Origin of the sequence: Cohnella massiliensis (assembly GCF_900169535.1) — a bacterium.
Taxonomy (GTDB): domain Bacteria; phylum Bacillota; class Bacilli; order Paenibacillales; family Paenibacillaceae; genus Cohnella; species Cohnella algarum.
On record NZ_LT821257.1, the window covers coordinates 443,832 to 464,008 of the forward strand.

At 61.0% G+C, this 20,177-nt stretch carries 18 protein-coding genes; 1 reads left to right on the top strand and 17 read right to left on the bottom strand.

From position 1 onward, the window contains the following. Positions 1–49: 49 nt before the first annotated feature. From B7E11_RS08775 to B7E11_RS08820, 10 genes are all read right to left on the bottom strand, one after another. Positions 50–1,090 (bottom strand): SGNH/GDSL hydrolase family protein, encoded by a 1,041-nt coding sequence (locus B7E11_RS08775; protein ID WP_080833420.1) that lies wholly within the window; start codon positions 1,088–1,090, stop codon positions 50–52. A gap of 825 nt (positions 1,091–1,915) precedes the next feature. After that, the gene (locus B7E11_RS08780; RefSeq protein ID WP_080833424.1) at positions 1,916–2,308 is read right to left on the bottom strand and encodes a hypothetical protein; all 393 of its coding nucleotides are present in this window, start codon (positions 2,306–2,308) and stop codon (positions 1,916–1,918) included. Between the two features lie 226 nt (positions 2,309–2,534). Continuing rightward, the gene (locus B7E11_RS08785; RefSeq protein WP_240353228.1) at positions 2,535–3,833 is read right to left on the bottom strand and encodes an amidohydrolase family protein; all 1,299 of its coding nucleotides are present in this window, start codon (positions 3,831–3,833) and stop codon (positions 2,535–2,537) included. A 14-nt stretch (positions 3,834–3,847) separates the two neighbouring features. Next, positions 3,848–4,543, bottom strand: coding sequence for an NAD(P)H-dependent oxidoreductase (locus B7E11_RS08790; RefSeq protein ID WP_080833430.1), 696 nt, complete (start codon positions 4,541–4,543; stop codon positions 3,848–3,850). Positions 4,544–4,664: 121 nt separating this feature from the next. Then, positions 4,665–5,756: an ABC transporter substrate-binding protein gene (locus tag B7E11_RS08795; RefSeq protein WP_245809658.1), complete on the bottom strand. Its 1,092-nt coding sequence runs from the start codon at positions 5,754–5,756 to the stop codon at positions 4,665–4,667. Positions 5,757–5,858: 102 nt separating this feature from the next. Next, positions 5,859–7,220: an amidohydrolase family protein gene (locus tag B7E11_RS08800; protein WP_080833432.1), complete on the bottom strand. Its 1,362-nt coding sequence runs from the start codon at positions 7,218–7,220 to the stop codon at positions 5,859–5,861. A gap of 54 nt (positions 7,221–7,274) precedes the next feature. Then, on the bottom strand, positions 7,275–8,075 hold the full coding sequence (locus B7E11_RS08805; protein ID WP_245809667.1) for an ABC transporter permease: 801 nt from the start codon (positions 8,073–8,075) through the stop codon (positions 7,275–7,277). A 75-nt stretch (positions 8,076–8,150) separates the two neighbouring features. After that, on the bottom strand, positions 8,151–9,500 hold the full coding sequence (locus B7E11_RS08810; RefSeq protein ID WP_080833436.1) for an FAD-binding oxidoreductase: 1,350 nt from the start codon (positions 9,498–9,500) through the stop codon (positions 8,151–8,153). A 32-nt stretch (positions 9,501–9,532) separates the two neighbouring features. Further along, on the bottom strand, positions 9,533–10,306 hold the full coding sequence (locus B7E11_RS08815) for an ABC transporter ATP-binding protein (protein WP_080833438.1): 774 nt from the start codon (positions 10,304–10,306) through the stop codon (positions 9,533–9,535). Between the two features lie 25 nt (positions 10,307–10,331). Then, complete coding sequence (locus B7E11_RS08820) at positions 10,332–11,135, bottom strand: creatininase family protein (RefSeq protein WP_080833439.1); 804 nt, start codon at positions 11,133–11,135, stop codon at positions 10,332–10,334. A gap of 330 nt (positions 11,136–11,465) precedes the next feature. Between B7E11_RS08820 and B7E11_RS08825 the strand changes: the two genes are divergently transcribed. Beyond that, positions 11,466–12,242: a DeoR/GlpR family DNA-binding transcription regulator gene (locus B7E11_RS08825; protein WP_176220658.1), complete on the top strand. Its 777-nt coding sequence runs from the start codon at positions 11,466–11,468 to the stop codon at positions 12,240–12,242. 94 nt (positions 12,243–12,336) lie between these two features. Here the strand turns inward: B7E11_RS08825 and B7E11_RS08830 are convergent, their stop codons facing one another. The 7 genes from B7E11_RS08830 to B7E11_RS08860 all read right to left on the bottom strand — a co-directional run bounded on the left by B7E11_RS08830 (position 12,337) and on the right by B7E11_RS08860 (position 20,154). Then, a complete protein-coding gene (locus B7E11_RS08830; RefSeq protein ID WP_080833442.1) occupies positions 12,337–13,275 on the bottom strand; it encodes a hypothetical protein in 939 nt (312 codons plus the stop codon). 135 nt (positions 13,276–13,410) lie between these two features. Continuing rightward, positions 13,411–14,391, bottom strand: coding sequence for an SGNH/GDSL hydrolase family protein (locus B7E11_RS08835; RefSeq protein ID WP_080833444.1), 981 nt, complete (start codon positions 14,389–14,391; stop codon positions 13,411–13,413). Further along, the gene (locus B7E11_RS08840; RefSeq protein WP_080833445.1) at positions 14,388–15,773 is read right to left on the bottom strand and encodes an FAD-dependent oxidoreductase; all 1,386 of its coding nucleotides are present in this window, start codon (positions 15,771–15,773) and stop codon (positions 14,388–14,390) included. The genes B7E11_RS08835 and B7E11_RS08840 overlap by 4 nt, the downstream gene beginning before the upstream one ends. Before the next feature lie 25 nt (positions 15,774–15,798). After that, entirely contained in the window at positions 15,799–16,803 is a 1,005-nt protein-coding gene (locus B7E11_RS08845) for a glycoside hydrolase family 130 protein (protein WP_080833447.1), read from the bottom strand. Positions 16,804–16,865: 62 nt separating this feature from the next. Then, positions 16,866–17,669, bottom strand: a complete 804-nt coding sequence (locus tag B7E11_RS08850; RefSeq protein WP_240353614.1) for a carbohydrate ABC transporter permease — start codon at positions 17,667–17,669, stop codon at positions 16,866–16,868. Positions 17,670–17,756: 87 nt separating this feature from the next. Further along, entirely contained in the window at positions 17,757–18,656 is a 900-nt protein-coding gene (locus tag B7E11_RS08855) for a carbohydrate ABC transporter permease (protein WP_080833451.1), read from the bottom strand. A gap of 85 nt (positions 18,657–18,741) precedes the next feature. Then, positions 18,742–20,154, bottom strand: coding sequence for an ABC transporter substrate-binding protein (locus tag B7E11_RS08860; RefSeq protein WP_080833815.1), 1,413 nt, complete (start codon positions 20,152–20,154; stop codon positions 18,742–18,744). Positions 20,155–20,177: the final 23 nt, after the last annotated feature.

Here is a 20,177-nt window from a genome sequence, read left to right on the forward strand (position 1 = left end):
GGGTTATTGTACGGGGAAAAAGCGGCGCGGGTGCAGCCTCGTCAACCTTCTATTTTCTCAGGATGCCTTTCAGCACCGGCTCAAGGCCGTCGGCCATCTGCATCAGGCCGAGATCGGTCGGGTGAATGCCGTCCACGAAGCATTCCTGGCCGTGATGCAGCAGCAGCTTTTCCCCGTCGTGAAAATGAAGGTGCCGGTCTCCCGCCGCCCGGAGGGAACGGACAAGCTCGATTTGCATCTTTTTGCGCGTTTCCTGCTGCCTTCTCGCCTCCGCATCGAACAGCTGCCGGGCGAACATAATCCGGGACAGCACAAGGACGGGCGTTTTCGGTCGAGCCTCGCGATAGATTCGGATAAATTCGGGCAGCGTTTGGGCGTACAGCTCGGGAGAGACGCTGTTCGCTTCGTAGTCCAGCACCAGACAATCCACGTCCGGAATCGTCGCGATGATGCGGGACAGCTCGGGCTCGCCTTTGCCGCTGCCGGAGAAGCCGAGGTTGATGAATTCCCTGTTAAATCTGCGGCTTAAAAGATTCGTATAGCACATGCCCGGACGAGAGGCGCAAGCGCCCTGGGTAATGGAGGTGCCGTACACGACGACGCGCCCCGAATCCGCATACGCGGGAGGAGCTTCGACAACGGCGCCCGCCTCCAGACCGACCGACACTTCGACGACTCCCTGATACAGAGGAAAATGAAGCACGATTTGCCGCGGCTCGGTCGCTCCGTTCTCGAACAGCAGCGCCTCATATTCGGTTGCCGCCGCCGAAAAAGTCGCCGTAGCCCGGTAGCGCAGGTTGCCTTCCAGCTCTTCGTAACAGTCGAACCCGTTTTGGCCGGTAGCCGGCATGTGATACATATTGGCCGGACCGGAGAGCTTGACCCGGATCGACAGCCTGGGCGAATCGGTAACGAAACGGATTTGGCCTCCGGCCGTATGATTGGCGAGGTTGTCTACGGCCGCCGGAATCTCGTAAGGGGGATTCGTCGGCAGTCTGCGGTAATTGCCCTCCGTCCGAAGCCACGCAAAACCCGCGATCGCAAAAGGAGGCTGAAGCGGCGAAAACCAGACCAATTCGGATACGCTCATGGGAGTCCACTCCTTTTTTTCCAATCTGAAGGGTTAGACGCGGATCCAATTCCCAAAGTTGCGTATTTGCGCGAATCCCCTACCCTTTCATGACCGCCGGCTCCGGCTTGAGATCTCCGATTCCTCGTCTATTGAATGGCAAAATTCCGGATTATGAATCTTGGCGGCACTCAAGAGCGCGGCTTCGGGCGCTTGTCCGATCGGGATGGGTATTTTCTACTCATCTGAGCGCGGCTTCGGGCGCTTGTCCGGTCGAGATGGGTAATTTTTACTCAACTGAGCGCGGCTCAAGGCGCTTGGCCGGTCGAGATGGGTAATTTTTACTCAACTTAGCGCGGCTCAAGGCGTTTGGCCGGTCAAGATGGGTATTTTCTACTCATCTGAGCGCAGCTCAAGGCGTTTGGCCGGTCGAGATGGGTAATTTTTACTCAACTGAGCGCAGCTCAAGGCGCATGGCCGGTTGAGATGGGTAATTTTTACTCAACTGAGCGCAGCTCAAGGCGCTTGGCCGGTCGAGAGGGGTAATTTTTACTCAACTTAGCGCGTCGCGTGCGTCGGCGGGTGAAGCTGGTCTCACCGCCGTTAAAAAGGGAATTCCTCTGCCGTTCGCTCTTTCCCCCGGCTCTCCTGATCTCTAAGGGCACCGAGAAAATATGAACGAAAGCTAGCATTTGGGGGATTACCGCGAAAACAGTCGAAAACCGCCATCCATCCTATCGATGAACGGCGGTCCGAGACAAACGGAAGACCGAAATCTCAATCCATAAAGCCGGAGATTCAAATTGCCGTAAGGGAAGCTTGCTCCATAATCGCTCAAAAGCGCGGCTATTTTCTTTTCCGCAATCGCGGCAGGATCGCCGCCAAATCCAAGACCGCACCGACGACGATGCCGGCGGAGACCGCCTCCATAAACAGCAGCAGGCCGGCCAGATCCTCCCAGCCGATCGCGTTTCGGGAAGCCGTCGCCATCAGGACGAGTCCCGCGATCGTTCCAAGCGAAGCGCAGGCCCACAGCTTGCGCGCTCCGAGCCAGCCGCCCAGGCTGAACAAGGCAGCGAGACCCGAGCCGAGCAGCAGGAAGCGAACCGCGTGGACAAAGGTTGGCTCCTGGCCCAGAACGGCAAAGCGAACGATCCATAGCGCAACGGAATAAAAAATGGCGGCGGCGGCGGCAAGCTTCCACCATCCGCCGCTTTTCGGAGCGGGTATCCGGTTCATCGGATCATGCCCTCCTCCTCTTGTTTCTTTTGCCTAATTGACGCATGGGAGCCGGGAGAAGTTTCACGCCAACGCCAAAAATGCGCTCAGCCGGCTTCGTTGGATTTTGCCCAATCAAAGCCGGCTTTTTTGATAAGCTCGCTGCCGTACATTAACCGCCCGATTCACGGCCGACGACGCGTGCGTGCATATCGTCAAACTCGCGGCCGCCAACCGAGTTGTCTCGTCACGGAACGCGAACGCCCAGCTCCCTGGCGGGCGCTCCATGCCACCTCGTAACGGCGGGGCGCGTTTCCGAAATCAAGCGCCCGCAGCGGAAAACGTAACGGGGAGCCGGGCGCGCGCGAATCAATTCGCCCGCATCCGGAGCGTCGAACAGCAGAAACGAAGCGGGAGCTCCCGCCCGAAACGTCCCCTGGCCGTAGCCGTACGCTTCTCCCAGCTTCATCGCCGCCGCTCCGCCTTCCGTAATCATGCCGATTAAGTCCGACAGCTCGGCGCGGCCGCACATATGGGCGAGATGGGCCGCCATGTGCGCGGCGTCCAGCGGATTGCCCGTCCCGAGCGGATAAAACGGCGTCCGGATATCGTCGTGGGCCAGCGCGACGTTCACGCCCGCCTGCCGGAATTCTTTAATGCGCGTAATCCCCCTCCCCTTGGGGTAAGCGTCGTAACGGCCTTGCATGACGCTGTTTATGAGCGGGCATGCGACGATCGAAAGCTCCGATTGTTTGACCAGCCCGAGGATTTTCTGAAAATAGGGCTCGTTGTAGTAGGCGGCCGCATTGGCATGAGCCGCCGCGACGCGCGATTTGAGTCCGGTCGAGATTGCTAGCGAGGCGCAAACCTCGAGAAACCGCGAAGCCTCGTCGTCCGTTTCGTCGCAAAACACGTGAACGAACGCCCCCGTCCGCTCCGCCAGACCGAACGCCTTGCGCAAGGACAGCACGCCTTCTTCGCGCGTCCGTTCCAAATGCGGAACCGCAGACACCCCGTCCGCGCCCAGCCGCAGCGCTTCCGCCATTCGTTCCTCGTTCTCCGGGCAGGATACGATGCCGTCCTGGGGAAACGCGATCACCTGAATGTCCGCAAGCTCGCGATAGCGTTGCTTCAGCTCGAGAATCGCCCGCAGCGCCGTCAGCCCCGGATCGCCGATATCGACCATCGCGCGCAAATGGAGAACGCCGTAGCCCAAATAAAGGCGAATCGTCCGCTCGGCCCGGTCCGTCACATCCTCCGGGTCCAGGTTTTGCTTGCGGGAGGACCAGATGGCAATTCCTTCCGCCAGCGTCCCGCTTTCGTTCCAGACGGGATCGCCCGCCGTCAGCGCCGTATCCAGATGGACGTGCGGCTCCGCGAACGGCGGAAGCAGCAATCTCCCTCCCGCATCGAACGTTTCCGCGGAGACGGCGTCCGCCAAATTCCCGCAGGCGGCGATCGTTCCGCCGCTTATCCCCAAATCCGTTTTCGCCCCGCTGCCGGCCAATCGGGCATTGCGGACGATCAGATCGTAAGTTTGCGTCATTTTATCCCCGCCATTCATCGGATGCCTTTGGTCGCTTCCGCGAATCTCGCCACTCGGGCGCCAAGCCTGCCGGCCATCCTCAGCTCGCGCTCGTCCGGCGTCTTCGAGCTGTCCGGCCCGGCCAGCGTCGAAGGTCCGTAAGGCGAGCCCCCGATCGCGTCCGCCGTCAAATATTCCGGATTTTGCGAATACGGAAGGCCGACATAGATCAGCCCGAAGTGCAGCAATGGCACGATCGAAGTCAAAATCGTCGCTTCGTGGCCGGTATGAATCGACCCGGCGCTTGTCATGACGCCCGTCGGCTTGCCTTCCAGCTCGCCGCTCGCGCACAGGCTTCCCGACATGTCGAGAAAAGACTTCACCTGCGCGGGCATCGAGCCGTAATAGGTTGGAAAGCCCCACACGATGCCGTCCGCCCATCGGAGGTCGTCCGCCGTCGCTTCCGGCACATCCTTCTGCGCTTCCAGGGCCGCCATGTATTTTTCGAAGCGAGCCCCGACGCGGAATTTGCCGGACAGCTCATGTTCTTCCCGCCCGCTCCTCCGGTCCGGGCGGTCGAGCAGCGCCGTCACGTTGTCCGGTGACCGGAATTCCGGAATTCGCGCGAGCCGCGTTTGATGGCCGTCGTCTTCGGCCCCTTTCGCGGCCGCTTCCGCCATGCGATGAATATGTCCGTACGCGCTGAAATAAACGACCAACAGATTTGCCATTCGCACCTCCCCTTCCAGCACGGGCCAAGGTTTCTTCCCTTCTCGAACGAGCCCCGGCAAATCCGGACAACCCGGAACCGCGGCAAAAAAAACCGCGGCCCCGTTCCAAAGCCCGAAAAGACTACTTGCCCGGAAGGAACTCGTTCGTAAACACGTTCTCGAGCGGCTCTGCCTCCTTGAGCAAACCGATCTCGATCAGCTGCTGCTGCAGCCCCTTCCATATTTCCTCGTTCATATAGCCGACCCCGTACGTTTCCGCGTCGCCGCCGTAAACGAGCGGCTCCTGCGCCTGCGCGCCGTAGGCCATCGCTTCCAGCTTCAGGTCGGGGTTTTTCTCCTGCATCACCTTGTTGATTTCCTCGACGTTGTCTTTGTAGTAGTCCCATCCTTTAATGGAAGCTTCGACATAGGCTTTGACGATTTCGGGATGCTTTTCGATATATTCCTCGGTCGTATAAAGCACGTTGCCGTATTGCTTGTAGCCCAAGTCGTAGTTCAGGAAATAGTCGACCTCCACCCCCTCCTGCTGCATCGTGAACGGCTCGGAGGTAATGTAAATCTGGGTCGCGGAATCCGGATCGGCGACGAAATTCGCGAGAGAGCCCGTGTACTTCAGTTCCGTCACGTCGTCGAGCTCGTACGCCCTTTTCAAATACTCCCAATAGGTCACGCCGCTGCCGACGTAAATTTTATGTCCGTTCAGCTCGGACAGGTCTTTGAACTTGCCTTTGTGGAACATGATGCCCTGGGGATTTTTCTGGAACGTCGCCGCGATCGCGACGAGCGGAATGCCGTTCTCCCGAGCCAAAAGAATTTCGTCCGCCTGTCCCATGCCGAATTCGGCATTGCCGCCGGCGACGATTTGCGTCGAGGAAATGCCCGGTCCGCCGGCCTGGATCGTCATGTCGAGCCCCGCCTCTTCGTAGAACCCTTTGGCGAGAGCCGCGTACTGCCCGCCGTGCTCCGGTTCCGCAAACCAGTTCGTCACCTGGGTGACCTTGGTCAGTTCGGCCGGGGCCGATGCCGACGCGGACGGACCGGCCGACGCCGTCGCGGCCGCCGATTCCGGCGGAGCCGAAGACGCGGATTCGCCCGGAGACGGCGAAGCCCCGTTATTGCCGGAACCGCACGCGGATAGACTCAGGACAACCGCCATCGCCGCCGCCATAACGCCTAATCTCGCTTTTTTGCCTGCCCATCTTTTTTTAAGCATCGTTTCTCTTCCTCCCTTATCCTTTGAAAATCTGTATGTGCATCCGCCGAAAGCGGATCGGCACCGTTCATCGGGCAGCCAGGCGAAGGAACCCGGCGAAGGTCAGACCGCCGAATCGGCATTCGCGCAGCGAACGACCGCCTCGACGCCGGCGTCGGGCTCCGTCCCCTGACGGCTCAGCCTGGACGCGAACGTCCAGCGCGACTTGTTGTATACCCAACGCGTCGCCGGCAGCTCCTGGAACAGCTCCTCCGCGGATACCGCGTCCAGGACGACAAACCCCGCCGGGTTGCCCGGAGCGACGCCGTAGTCCCGCAAGCCCGCGATTCGGGCGGGAAGATGCGTCAGCATGCGCAGCACCGCGACGATGTCCTCTTCCCTGGCCAAGTGCGCCGCATAGGCGGTCATCAGCCCGACTTGCAGCATATCCCCGCGGCCGAACGGATGGAACGGGTCCTGAATGTTGTCCGACGCGGCGGCCACCGGCACCCCCGCTTCCGCGAGCTCCCGGACCCGGGTGACGCCGCGCCGGACGTTGCCCCGGTCCGAGCGCCCTTGCAGGTACAGATTGACGGCGGGGAGCGTGACGGCCCCGACGCCGCATATCGCCATTTTGGCGATCAGCCGATCCGCCTCGTCCTGGGCCATGGCCGACAGCGAGCACAAATGGCCTGCCGTCGCCCGGCCGGCATAGCCGTTGCGCATGATCTGATCGCAGTAAACGTCGATCGTCTTCACGGCCGGATCGTCCGATTCGTCGGCATGCAGATCGATCGGCCGGGCGAATTTCGTCGCGAGCCGGAACGCCCACGCGATGCCCGCGTCGGCTTCCGGGCATAGATGCGGGGCGCCGCCCACGCCGTCGACGCCCATCCGGAGCGCTTCGGCCGCAAATTCGGTCAACTCGCGCTCGGCGCTCGGATCGTAGAAAAACATCGGAAAATATTGAATGTCGACCGCCCCGCTCACCCTTTCCCTCGCCTCCAGCGCCGCCTCGATCGTGCGCATCGCGAGGTCGCGCCCGAGGTGGACGGGAACGTCCAAATGGCTGCGCAGCGTCGCCGAGCCGTAGGACGCCGCGTTCAGCGCCGCCTTCACGATCCGGTCCCGAATCGTCTCCTTCGCGAACGTCGGGGCGACCGCCCGGTAGTTCTCGATCGCTTCCAGCAGCGTGCCCGAACGATTGCGCACGCGCGGGAGCGAATACGCCTTGTCCAGATGCATATGGACGTCGACGAACCCCGGCAGCAGCACCCGCCCTTCCAGATCGAGCCGCCCGGCCGCCCGCAATTCGTCCAGCCCGAGAGCGGCGATCGGAACGTACCCGTCCTCGGATACGGCATTTTCCTGCCGCTCGATCGCCGTCCATTTGCCGTCCCGAACGCTTACCCGGAACAGGCCGCCTTCTCCCTCGAGCGGCAAACGGACGTTGACCGCTTCCAAATCCGCGTTTTGACCGTGCACCGGCCTCGCCTCCCTTTTTCGCGGTATTCGCGATAATCGCTTATCCTTTTTCCCTTATCCTTCGGAAGACTTCATTTCGGATTCGTGCCAGGAGCTGAGCATCCATTTCGAAAACGCGTTGACGAGCAGATAAAACACGATGCCGAGCAGGGAAGCGGCCAGCCCGCACGCGAACAGGTAAGAAGTTTGCAGGCGGGAGGCGGACACCGTAATCGCATAGCCGAGGCCGCCCTTGCCGCCCCCGATGCCGGCGATATACTCGCCGACGATCGCCCCGATGACCGCCAGCGTGCACGAAATTTTCAGGCCGGCGACGATGTACGGGAGCGCGGCCGGGATCCGCAGGCGGAACATCGTCTGCATCGGCGACGCGTTGTAGAGGTAGAACAGATTTTTCATGTTGTGGTCGGTGGAGTTGAGGCCGATCAGCGTATTGGACAGCATCGGGAAAAAGCCGATCAGGAAGGCGATAATGACGATGGCGTTCATGCCGGCGCCGAACCAGATGACGATGATCGGCGCGACGGCGACGATCGGAATCGTCTGCATGATGATCGCGTACGGGTACACGCTCCGCTCGATCAGCTTTGAACTCGCGAGCAGAATCGCAAAACCCACGCCGAGCACGATGCTGAGCAAAAAGCCGATGACCGCCTCGGTGATCGTCGTGTAGACGGAGACCCACAGGTTGGACGCGTTCTCCGAAGCGGCGCGGACGATGTCGGAAGGCTTCGGCAGCAAATACGGCTTCATGCCCGCCAGCCGGCAAAACAGCTCCCAGCCGCCGATGAAGATGACGAAGGCGGCGACGGGGGGCGCCGTCCGCTTCCACAGCTTCCGCAGCATCGGTTTCATTCTCCAAGCCTTATCCCGGGACGAATGGGACAGGGACGCAAGACTCGAATCGGTCAGCAGTTCCTCGCTCATCGTTCATCGCTCCTCTACTGTGCTTTGGACCGGAACTTGCAGCTTGCCGGGATTGAGCAGCCCTTTCGGATCGTTGGCGCGCTTGGCCCGAAGCATCGCGTCCAGTTCGCCGCGTCCTCCCGCCTCCAGCATCCACGTATGGGGGTCGTTAATGCTCACGCCGTTCGCACGGAAAAAAGCGATGATCTCGTACAACCGCTCTTGCGTCGTGAAGCGGACGATCGGCAGCGCCGCCGGGACGACGACGCCGCCCGAGCGCATAAATTCCAGGTGCATGAGCACTTCGTCGCCGAATTCGGCTTTAATTCTCGCGATTTGTTCCGGAAAATCGGTCGGATGAAACCCGGCCTGCAAATACGTCAGCGAAGGATCGGCCTTGAGCGCCCATAACGTCGTGTGATTCCAGGTGAAGTCGGACAAGCCGATGATTTTGCGGTATTGATCGGAAGGAATGGTATAGCCGACACGCCCCCCGGCCGCGGCGGCATGAGCCGCCAGAGCGCTTTCGGTACCCTCCGCGGTCTCGAGCAGACAGGCGCTGGAGCCGGATTCGAGCCGCTTCGCGATCGGTTTGAAAAAGGAGGGAATCGGCCATTCGACGGGAGCGACCAGGCGCTTGCGAATCGAATCGTCGACGGCGACCGCATGGGCGAACCGGCTGGCCGACGCAAAGTCGTCGAACTGCGCGACCGTTTGCGTCCATTCCGTTTTTTCGGAAATCGGAATGACCAGCTCGGTCAGCACGCCGGTCGTGCCGTAATTGTGGATGTAGGCCGCAAGCTCCTCTCCCTTGACCGCAAGCCTGCGGGGGACTTCCTCCATCGTCAGCACGACCGCCTCCAGCACGTTGCCGTCCCACAGGTTGCCCCAGGTGATGGAGCCGATGCCGCCCGAGCCGCCGCAGACAAATCCGCCCACGGTCGCCTTCATGAACGTGCTCGGATAAATCCGCAGCTCCTTCCCCTGCTCCCGAAGCCGTTTTTCCAGCGCGCCCAGCCGGACGCCGGCCTGAACGCGGGCATAGTCCCCGCCGATTTCGATCACCCGGTCCAGCTTGCTCAAATCGAGCACGATGCCGCCTTCGAGCGGAACCGCCTGCCCGTAATTGCCGGTGCCGGCCCCCCGGGTCGTCACCGGAATGCCGGAGCGGTACGCCAGGGCAAGCGCCCGCGCCGCCTGCTCCTCCGTTTCCGGCACGACGACGCCGTCGGCGCGCTTGTCGCGAAGCAGCGGTTCCAGCACGGGCGAATACCAGTAGTAATCCTTGGACAGCTTTTCGACCTGTTCATTCTCAAGCAGCAGCCGTTCCTCTCCGACCAGCTGCTGCATTTCCTTCGTCCATTCCATCGGCATGAATGGACCTCCTTCCGGTTTTCATTTGTCGATTAATGCTTGAGGGCTTGCGATACGGATTTGACGATTTGCCCGAACTCCGGAGTAGTGCGAAACGATTCGTCGCGGGGAAAAGGGACCGGCACGTCGATCAGGCTCGCGATCTTGCCCGGTCTCGGGGTCATGACGGCGATCCGGGTGGACAGAAAGACCGCTTCGAACACGTTGTGCGTGACGAACAGCACCGTCATTTCGGGATCGTGCCGCCACAATTCGAGCAGCTCCAGCTGGAGCGTCTGCCGGGTAATTTCGTCAAGCGCCCCGAACGGCTCATCCATCAGCAGCAGCTTCGGCTTGGACACGAGGGCGCGGGCGATGGAAGCCCGCATCTTCATGCCCCCGGACAGTTGCCGAGGCATCGCCTTCATATAATCCTTGAGGCCGACGAGCTCCAGCACACGTTCCGCCTCCCGCTGGCGGTCCTTGCGCGGAACGCCGCGCAGCGCGAGCGGCAGCGTCACATTGTCGACGACCGAATTCCACGGGAGCAGCGTGTGATCCTGAAAGACGAAGGCGGTATCGCTTTGCTTGCGCGCCTGCTTGGGCGAAGTGCCCATCACCTCGAGCGTTCCGCCGGTCGGGCCGGAAAGGCCGGTGATCATTTTGAAAATGGTCGATTTTCCGCAGCCGGACGGGCCGACGAAGCAAAGAAATTCGCCCTCGCGTATCGAAAGATCGACTTCCTTGACCGCGACGGTTCCGTTCGGATACACCTTCGACAGCCGCTCCATGCGGACCCATTCCTTGACCTGTGACGTTGCTTCCATCTTCGTGTCGCCTCCGTTTCCGATTTCATTCGCGCAGCGAATTCATATCGAACGCCGCGATTTCCATAAGCGCCTTGGCGAGCAGCGGCCCCGCCTTCTCCAGCATCGCCTCGCCTCTTGCGGCCGTCCCCTTGGTCGCGTCGCCCGCGATGCCGGTGCGGGAAATGTCGCTCATGACCCAGGCGAACGATCTGGCGCGGAAAGAGAGCGAAGGAGACCGGGGAAAACGCGGCATTTCCCGCGGCGCTAGCTCGGGCTTCACCCAGTCGGGGCAGGACGCCATGACGAGCGACGTCTCGACGTCCCCGGCGTGAATGCCGCACGCTTTTTCTTCATCGTCGGTGAACGATTCGCTGTAGCCGACCGCGCCGGGATCGAGACGGTAGACGTCAAGGCCGGTCGCGATGCGGATTTCGCGCGCCATCATGCCGAGCAGGTCGGCGTTGCCGCCGTGAGTGTTGAAGAGGAGCAGCTTCCTGAAGCCGCTGCGGGCGAGAGAGGCGGCAATGTCCTGCAGCACCATCATGAGCGTCTGGGCCGAGAGCGTGATCGTGCCGGGGTACGCCGAGTGCTCGGTGCTTTTGCCGTAAGCGACGGCGGGAAGCAGCCAAATCGGCGCGTCTTCGGGGAGATGGTCGAACGCCGCCGCCATAAAGGCTTCTCCGAGCAGCGTATCCGTAAACACGGGCAGATGGGGTCCGTGCTGTTCGACGGCGCCGACGGGAAGCACGATCAAGACGTCTTCTTTCGGCATCGCTTCGATTTCCTTGGTCGTCAGCCGGGGCAGAAAACGGCGGTCGAACGCATTGCCGTCATAGCGAAACCGCATGCTCCTCACCTCTTGCGCAGGTATTTGTAATGAAAACTGACACACCTTGATACGAGTCTACTCCCTGAAAGACGGAAAATGACTTCGGAAAGACCATTTTTCACAATTTTCAGTCATTTAAAATCACGCCAAGCTAACACAAATGATCATCATATAACCCTTATATCACATAAACGAAAATTTGCATAGCTATTTTTCACACGAAAATAACATAAAACGAACATGTTTTTACTGACAATCGTTCGGAGGGTCGCTATAATGGATCATGGGGAAATGTCGCCGGGCGCAGCGCCGGCGTTAATAAGGAATTGCCGCAAGGAGGGAAAGCCGATGCTCATGGGAACGCGGCGCCACGAGATCATGAAGCTGCTGGAAACGAACCGGCAAGTAACGATTCCCGAACTCGCCGAGCAATTTAACGTATCGCAAATGACGATCCGCCGCGATTTGGACCTGCTGCAATCCGAGGGCAAAATCCAGCGCTTCCACGGCGGGGCGATGAAGGTCAAGCGGTTTATGGGCGCCAAATACGAGCAGCGGGCCAACGAGCATAGGGAGGAGAAAGCGGCCATCGCCAGGGAAGCCGCCAAGCATGTCGAGGACGGCATGAGCCTCATTCTCGACGCCGGCACGACGGTGGCGGCGATGGTGGACGAGCTGGAGAAGTTCAAGGGGCTGAAAATCATCACCCGCGATTTGCATACGGCGCTGATGCTCTCCAACGAGGAACGGTTCGGCAGCTTCGACGTGTACTGCGCCGGAGGAAGGCTGAGCAAGTGGGCGTACAGCCTGGACGGCATTTATACGGAAAAAATGCTCGGCTCGCTCACCGTCGACGTCGCGTTTCTCACCTGCGAGGCGGTATCCCATGCCAAAGGAGCGATGGCCTGGTCTCCCGTGCTCGTTGGCGCGCGGCAGACGACGATGAGCGCCGCAAGCAAAAGCATCCTGCTGGCCGACTCCACGAAATTCAGCTACAATTCGCTGGCCATATTCGCCGATCTCGATTCGTTCGACGAAATCATTACCGACGGCCGGCTCGACGAATACGAGGCGGAGGTGTACCGCAAGGCGGGCTACCCGCTGACGGTCGTCTCCGCCGGTTGAACGCGGCGGGCCGCTTGGGCTTTGCCCGGCGGCGGCTCCCGGCCGCCGATCCTGGCGCCGGGGCCCTTGCGGCGGGCCCCAAGGAGGTACGAGACTACGCGTTCTCCACAAGCTGCGTGCGTTTGCGGGCGAGCTCGGCCAGCTTCGCTTCCGCTTTCCGCCGCTCCGCTTCAAGCTCCGATACGATTCCGCCGATTTGCGCGCGCTTTTCCCGGACCCGTTCCTGCGACTCTTTGATCCGCCCTTGAACGATCCAATCGGAAATCACGCCGTCAAAGAAGTAGTCGGCGAACGTGAGCATGCCGCCGATTTCAATCGGGACGTTTACGTCCTTCTGCACGTCGGCCAGCTCGGTCTGAAACCGCCGCAGCCGGTTTTGGGCCGCATGGATGGCGGAGCGGGCCTCGTCGATTCGGCTGTGCTTGACGGAAGTGGCGATAAGGCCTCCGCCCAGCATATCGTAAGTGCCCCAGTTTTGGGCCGATTCCAGCTTGGCCTGGGCGCTGTCCAGCGCTTCGAGAACGGATTGGCCCGCTGAAGCCGCTTCCTTCAGCTCTTTGATGTCGGCCCCCGCCTCCGATTCCGCATCCGTAATCTCCTGCAATTCGGAAGCAAGGACGGGCAGCCGCTCCCGGATAAGACCGGTCTTCTCTTGCATGACGGACGCGATTTCCGCATCGACGCTTCGGACCTCGGCCAAATTGCGCTTCAGTTCCGCAAGCTCGGCTTCCAGATCGGCGACATGGTCGGCAGCCTCCTCGTAACGCAGCCGGGCCTGCAGCGCCTCTTCCTCTTCCCGGGACAGCTTCTCCTGCTTTTTGCCGATGAACGAATAAAACAAAGCCCCGAGCGACAGCGAATTTAACCGCTCGACATCCCTCTGCTCTTCCCGCAGCGCATCCGCCAACCGGTCGCGATCGCGGATTGCGAGCTTCAGCTCCTGCCGCAGCTCCTCCTCGCGTCGGTTCCAGTTGTCCCGCTGACGCCGCTTGCTTTTTAACTCGGACAGACGATCGTTCCATTCCTGAAACATGCATCTTCCTCCTTTTCGCAAACAAACCTTAAGTTATCCATACGGCAAGGGAAACGAAGCGTTTCGGAACTTCGGAAAAAGAGCAGGGCCTCTTCTCCCGATCGGAGACGAGACCCTGCCGCCAAGTATTCGATGCTATTCTTGCATGGCCAACCCGGCAAACCTTGCCCCGATCCTCTCGTAGCCCTCGGCATTCGGATGCAGCCCGTCCGGCAAAAAAGCCGCGTCCTCCGGGCCGAACAGCGCCAGGCCGTCCAGGTAACGGATGCCGCGATCGCCGCGCCTTTGCAGCAGCTCGACCGTTTCGCGAACGTCCTGCCGCATCGCGGGCAGCGTAAAGCCAAGCGCATTTTCCTCCGTTTCCCGAACCGTTCCGTAGATGGGGGAAACGACCAGCAGCGGCGTTTCGGCATGCCGGTCGCGGATCGTCTCCAGCATGCCGATCAGCGCGGGCTTGAAGGCGCGCGGGCTGAGCGTGGCGGCGCCATATACGTTGATGCCGACGCACAGCGAGATGAAATCGGCCGGCAAATCCCGGATCGTCCGGGCGACCATCGGCTCCAGGTGGCAGTTGCCCGAAAAGCCGAGGCAGGTGAGGTTGAACCCGAGCTTGCGGGCGGCGATGGCCGGCCACGTGCGGGACGGGCTCGACGCGTCCGCGCACTGGGTGATCGAGCTGCCGTAAGCGATCCAGCGCGGCCGGTTGTCGGGCCAAGGCTCGGCGTCGAAGCCGGACGATACCGACAACCCCGTCACGGTCATGCCGGCGTTTTGAGGCAAGTAAATTTCAAGGATATTCGCGCCTTCGGGAAATCCGGAGAAAACGGCTTTCGCCTCCCCTCGCCGGATATCGGCCGTAAACCGCAAGCTTTCGTTTGCGATGCAATCCAGGCGGGCGTCCTCCGCGAGCGGCTCGAACCGGACGGCGACGGCGTCGGAGCCGGTGCGCAGCCGCAGCCGCACGCCGGCGCATATTTCCGCTTTCCCGCCGATGCCGTCCGGCGGGAACAGCTCGTAATCCCGGTACGGAATGCGCCACGGCTTGATGCCTCTCCCCGTATGTTCAAGCGACACCGCTCCGTGAAAAAAAGCCTCGCTCAGCGGCACGCTTTTCATGCCCGTACCGCATCCCCGTCCGCGCCGGCGGCGAACGCCTCGCCAAGCCACGCCCCTTGCGCAAGCAGCTTGCGCTGCAGCTCGGGAACGGACACGCCCCGCGAGCCGGCGCCTTCGCGCAGCGCCATCGCCGCGGCCGTGCCGGAAGCCTGCCCCATGGCAAAGCAATTCGGCATGACGCGCAGCGAGCCCTGCACCGCCCGGTCCGCCGATGCGGCGCGTCCCGGGACCCACAGGTTGTCGATGCCGACGGGCAACAGGACGCGGTACGGCACGCCGTGCGACTCGCCCGGCTTCAAATGCGTGAACGTCATATTCGCCTTGCTGTTCGCGAGGTGAATGTCGATGTAATAGGCGTTACGGGCGATATCGTCCGGGAACGAGCGGGCCTCGACGAAATCGTCGACCGTCAGCACGTAATCCCCTTGAATCCGGCGGGTTTCCCGGATGCCGACCTGCTCGCCGCTCGCGACCAAATGCGCCCGCTCGAAACCGGGAACGAAGTCGCGGAAAAACCGGATCTGCCGCTCGACGAGCCGCCGGCCCTCGATGGCGCCGCGGGTCAAATCCTCGGCCTTCGTGCCGTCGATGCCGAACACGTGCCCGAAGTTGACGCCGACCAGGTAATCGTTCACCCAAGCCAGTCCGCTGATCGACTTGCGCCCTTCCGGCAAAGCGCCTTCTTCGATCGCGCGCTCCACCGTTTTGTGCAGTTGGCCGGTATCCCCGGTCCGCTCCAGAAACCGCTTGAACGCTTGCCGGTCGACGTTGGCGAGCAAATAACACATGCTCCCCGGCTGCAGTTCCCCCTGTTCCCCGCCCTTCTGGAACGGCACTCCCGCCAAGGCCGCGATGTCGGCGTCGCCGGTCGCGTCGATGCAATAGCGGCAGCGGACGACCGAACGGCCGGACTTGTTGACGATGACGAGACCTTCGATATTCCGTCTATCGTCCGACAGCAGAACGTCGTAGACGAACGTATGGAACAACAGCTGAACCCCGTGCTCCTCCGCCGCGTCGTCGTATACCCGTTTCAGCGTTTCCGGATCGATCGGCACCCAGTCCAGCGCGTTTTCGTACTCCTTGCGATAGTCCTCGTTGCAGGCGAGCTTCATCCGTTCCATCAGCTTCATGCCGATGCCCCGGACGATCGGCTTCTCCTTATCGGTAAACGGGCAAAACGCCGGGACGAGCGATACCGTCCCCATCCCGCCAAGAAACCCTCTCTGCTCGATCAGCAGCGTCTTTGCCCCGTTCGCGGCCGCGGCGATGGCGGCGGCGATCCCCGAGGCTCCGCCTCCGACGACCACCACGTCCGCTTCATGCGATATCGGCACGTTTTCCGCCGGCAAAGCGACGACCTTCGTCCGCTCTTCGCTCATCTTCATCCTCCTCATTCGGTCCGCGTCAGTTGCCTTCCAGGCAGAGCCGGACGAGATCGTCGACATGGGCGGTCGCGAGGCACTCCACCGTATCGGCGGCGCCGTAGTAAATTTTGACTTCCCCGGAGTCCTCGAGAATCATTCCGCCGGGGAAAATGACGTCGTTGCGGAAGCCGCCCGCCGTCTCGTACGGCGCTTCCGGCGCGAGCAGCGGCGACCTGGCCATGCCGACGATCTTGCCCGGATCGTCCAGGTCGAGCAGCATGATGCCCGCCGAATAGCGTTTTTTCCAGGCGGGCTCCCAGCCGTTTTTGCCCCGGCCCGGGTCGATGTCGACGGCGTGGAACGTCGTCAGCCAGCCTTTGTCCGTCTTGACGGGAGGCGCGCCGGGCCCGACTTTGTCGTTGGCGAACGGCACCTGCTCGACGGCCAGCACGAGCTTCGAGCCGCCCCAATATTTCAGATCGGGAGAGTCGCTGAGCCACATGTCGAAGCGGTCGACGCCGCCCCGGCTGTAAACGGGAAACGGCCGCTCGAGCCGCACGTAGCGGCCCCCGATCCGCTCCGGAAACAGCACCATGTTCCGGTTGTCCGGCACCGACAGGCTGAGCACCTCGAACCGCTCGAAATCTTCGGTCGACGCGATTCCGCCGCGCAGCCCGTGCTTCGTATCGACCGCAAAGCACATGCAGCATTTGCCGTCGATGACGGTCAGCCGCGGATCGTACACCCGGATGACCTCGTCGTCGTTCCACGACCAGCACGGGGTCGGCCGCACGTCCCAGTGGATGCCGTCGTCGCTGAACGCGAGCCCCAGATTCGTCGTGCTGAACGGCGCGACGGTTTGCTTTTCCTCGTCGCCGTAGTCGTTGCGGAACACCATGACATATTTGCCCTGGTATTTGGCGACTCCCGCGTTAAATACCATCGCCGGCCCGTACGGCACGTCCTTCGGAGCGAGCAGCGGATTGGCCGGGTGACGCCGGATGGCGGAGCTGGACGCAAGCGGCCCGATCGTGATCGGATTCATGATAAGGTGAACCTCCTTGTTTTTATTAAGCGGGTTGCGAAGCGATATCGAACGGCCTGCCGTTACCCTTTGACCGAGCCGGCCGTCACCTGCATGAACGATTTGTTCGCGACGATATATACGAGCAGCATCGGCAAAATCGACAGAAACGCCCCGGCCATCATCAGATTCGTCTGCATGGCGGCGGACGACCCGTAGCGCAAATTGGCAAGCCCTACGGTCAGCGTCTGCAGCTTCGGATTCGTCATCGTGAACACGAGCGGCAGGATATACTCGTTCCATGCGTGCCGGAAGGCGAACAGTCCGGCGACCCCGAGACCCGGCGTCAGCAGCGGCAGGATGATCCGGAAAAAGCTTTTGATGAAGCTCGAGCCGTCGATCATCGCCGCCTCGTCCAGCTCCCGGGGAATCGCCTTGAAGAAGCCGAGCAGGATGAAAAAGGTCGTCGCGTGCGCGCTGATCAAAATGAGAATGACGCCCCACAGGCTCGTATTCAAATGCAGCTTGACCATCAGGTCGAACTGCGGCCGCAGCACGACGGCGCCGACCGAGATGAACATCGTGGCCGACTGAAGCCCCACATACAGCGCTCTGCCGGGGAATCGGCGCCGATCGACGACATAGGCCGCCATCGCCGAGACAAGCAGCGTGCCGATCGTCGCCATCGCGCTCATGAAGAAGCTGTTCCACGTATATCGGGCGAAATTGCTCTGCTTCCACGCTTCCGCGTAATTGCCGAACTGCCACGTTTCGGGCAGCAGACGCCCTCCGCCCATCAGCTCGGCGTTCGTCTTGAGCGACCCGATCAGCGTCATCAGGACGGGGAACAGCGTCAAGACGGCGGTCGCCAGCAGGAACGCCCACATGAGCGCCTTTCCGCCGAAGCCGGCGAGCCGCAGGCCGGGCTTCGCTTCCCCGACGATTCGTTGTTTTTCCATGCCGCGGATCGCCTCCTAGAACACCTTGTTCATTTTTCTCGACAGGTATTGGTAAAGCAGGGTGATCGCCCCGACGATCAGGGCGGTCGCGAACCCGACGGCGCTTCCGTAGCCGAACTGCTGCTCGACGACGGTCCCGGTCGACGCGACGGGGAAAAGCAGCTTGTACAAATACAAATACATGACTTCCGTCTTGCCGATCGGCCCGCCTTCGGTGATGACCATGATGCTTTCGTAGCCTTTCAGCGAAGCGATGATGGCCAGCATGATAATGATCTGCATGACCGGACCGAGCATCGGCACCGTGATGTGCCGGAAGCGCTGCCTTGCATTCGCCCCGTCGATGGCGGCGCTCTCGTACAGGTCGTGCGGAATGCTTTGCAAGCCGGCCAAAAACAGCAGCATGTAATTGCCGACCGCTCCCCAAACCGCGACCAGAATGACGGTCAGCATCGCATGCTTCGGACCGAGCCATTCGATCGGTTCCCCGACGAGGCCGATCTGCATCAGCAGCTGGTTCACCATGCCGTTATACGAGTTGAAAATGATGTAAAACACGATGGAGATGACCGCCGTGCTGATAACCGTCGGCATGAAGTAAACGGCCCGCAGGAAGCTTCGCCCCCGAATTTTGCCGTTCAGAATGACGGCGAGCAGCAGCGACAACGGAATCGTCAGCACGAGCTTGCCGGCGGCGAACACGAGCGTGTTGACAACGGAATCCCAGAACAGCTTATCCTCGGCAAGCCTTCGAAAGTTGTCGAGCCCGACGAACAGCGCGGTGCCGTATCCGGGGTAATCGTAAAACATGTAGCGCAGCACCCATACGAGCGGATAGATGCCCAACGCCAGAGTCAGGACGACGCTCGGAAAAAGGAGCAGCGAGTTTTCCTGCAGTCTTTTCCACTTGGACACCTTTCTCTCCTCCTCTTCTCCGGGTAAAGTCAGCAGGGCTCTCGCCGATCGTGCACGAAAGCCCTGCCCTTGCCCTCGATTGGTATCAGCCTTTCAACGCCGCCGGATCGAACGACGGATTCGGAGTTACCTTGACGTCGCCTTTTTCCGCCGCTTTCGTCAGCGCATCGTTGTACCGCTTGTTCAGGTCTTCCGTAATTTTCGCCAGATCTCCGCCGCTCAGCATGTACTTGAAGAAATCGTCGCCGTAAGTGGCCCCTTCCGGCGTCACGACGGGCGACACCGGCCACAGGGAGTCGAACTCCCCGACCAGGAAGCCTTCCATGCCCGGAACGTCCGGGTTTTGGGCTTTTTCCGCGATGCTCGGCACGACTGAAATGCCAAACCCTTTTTCATGATACGTCGTCAATATCTCGTCGCCGTACATGTACTGCATAAACTTCCAGGCCGCGTCCTTGTTGGCGGATTTTTCGCTGATGCCGAGCCACGTGCCGGCGGAGACGATTTCGGACGTGCCCTTGCGCGTTCCGTCCAGCGTCGGCGCGAGAGCCGCCGCCCAGTCGACTTCCGTCGGGAACTGATCCTTGTAAACGCCCGGCTCCGTCGAGAACGACAGATACATGCCGATCTTGCCTGCCGCGAACTGCGCCCGCAGCGGATCGATGTCCAGCGTTTCCGCCCCCGGCATGATGCTGCCGTCGTCGTACATTTGCTTGAAATACTCGATCACTTGCGAATAAGGCCCGAAATCGAATTGACCTGTCTTATAGTCGAAGCCGAGGCCTTGGTAGCCGCTCAGCGACAAAATTTCCCGGACGGAGCGGTCGAACGCGCTCTTCGGATTTTTGAAGTTGAGGGCGAAGCCGTACGCGCCTTCTTTTTTGCCGGCTTCGGTGATTTTTTTGGCGGCGTCCGCCATTTCCTGCAGCGATTCCGGCGGCTTGGCGATGCCCGCCTTTTCAAACAGGTCCTTGTTGTAGACGAGCCGCAGCGTCTGGCCCGAGTTCGGCAGGCTGTAGAGCTTGCCGTCGAAAATGTTCACTCCGTCCAGCAGCACGGACGAAAATTTCGTCTTCATGTCCTCGGTGACGTACTCGTCGATCGGGGCCAGGTAGCCTTTCTTGACGAACGTCTCGGCATTTCCGCTCTTTATGCGCAAAAGGTCGGGTGCCTGATTGCTCGAGAACGCGATGTCGACGCTCTGGTTGTAGTTTTCCGAAAGCACCGTCATTTCGACTTCGATGTTGTCCTCGTTCGTCGCGTTGAATTCCGCGATCAATTCCTTGATGTACTCCTGGTCGTGACGGTCGTCCGTCCAATAGGCGATCGTTTTCTTCTCCCCGCTCGAAGCCGCGGGGGACGCCGAGGCCGAAGAAGACGGGGAACCCGAGCCGGACGGCGTCGGCTCCGCATTCGAATTCGAATTCGAACCGCCGCATGCCGCCAGGCTTCCCGCGAGTACCGTGACCAGGCCGATGCCCATCGCTTTTTTCCACATGTCGATTAGCGCCCCTTTTTTGT

Bases quoted from the DNA above. Each gene is read 5' to 3' on its own strand.
- B7E11_RS08775 (WP_080833420.1), bottom strand. From the start codon at position 1,090: ATGAGCGTATCCGAATTGGTCTGGTTTTCGCCGCTTCAGCCTCCTTTT.
- B7E11_RS08780 (WP_080833424.1), bottom strand. From the start codon at position 2,308: ATGAACCGGATACCCGCTCCGAAAAGCGGCGGATGGTGGAAGCTTGCC.
- B7E11_RS08785 (WP_240353228.1), bottom strand. From the start codon at position 3,833: ATGACGCAAACTTACGATCTGATCGTCCGCAATGCCCGATTGGCCGGC.
- B7E11_RS08790 (WP_080833430.1), bottom strand. From the start codon at position 4,543: ATGGCAAATCTGTTGGTCGTTTATTTCAGCGCGTACGGACATATTCAT.
- B7E11_RS08795 (WP_245809658.1), bottom strand. From the start codon at position 5,756: ATGCTTAAAAAAAGATGGGCAGGCAAAAAAGCGAGATTAGGCGTTATG.
- B7E11_RS08805 (WP_245809667.1), bottom strand. From the start codon at position 8,075: ATGAAACCGATGCTGCGGAAGCTGTGGAAGCGGACGGCGCCCCCCGTC.
- B7E11_RS08810 (WP_080833436.1), bottom strand. From the start codon at position 9,500: ATGCCGATGGAATGGACGAAGGAAATGCAGCAGCTGGTCGGAGAGGAA.
- B7E11_RS08815 (WP_080833438.1), bottom strand. From the start codon at position 10,306: ATGGAAGCAACGTCACAGGTCAAGGAATGGGTCCGCATGGAGCGGCTG.
- B7E11_RS08820 (WP_080833439.1), bottom strand. From the start codon at position 11,135: ATGCGGTTTCGCTATGACGGCAATGCGTTCGACCGCCGTTTTCTGCCC.
- B7E11_RS08825 (WP_176220658.1), top strand. From the start codon at position 11,466: ATGCTCATGGGAACGCGGCGCCACGAGATCATGAAGCTGCTGGAAACG.
- B7E11_RS08830 (WP_080833442.1), bottom strand. From the start codon at position 13,275: ATGTTTCAGGAATGGAACGATCGTCTGTCCGAGTTAAAAAGCAAGCGG.
- B7E11_RS08835 (WP_080833444.1), bottom strand. From the start codon at position 14,391: ATGAAAAGCGTGCCGCTGAGCGAGGCTTTTTTTCACGGAGCGGTGTCG.
- B7E11_RS08840 (WP_080833445.1), bottom strand. From the start codon at position 15,773: ATGAGCGAAGAGCGGACGAAGGTCGTCGCTTTGCCGGCGGAAAACGTG.
- B7E11_RS08845 (WP_080833447.1), bottom strand. From the start codon at position 16,803: ATGAATCCGATCACGATCGGGCCGCTTGCGTCCAGCTCCGCCATCCGG.
- B7E11_RS08850 (WP_240353614.1), bottom strand. From the start codon at position 17,669: ATGTGGGCGTTCCTGCTGGCGACCGCCGTCTTGACGCTGTTCCCCGTC.
- B7E11_RS08860 (WP_080833815.1), bottom strand. From the start codon at position 20,154: ATGTGGAAAAAAGCGATGGGCATCGGCCTGGTCACGGTACTCGCGGGA.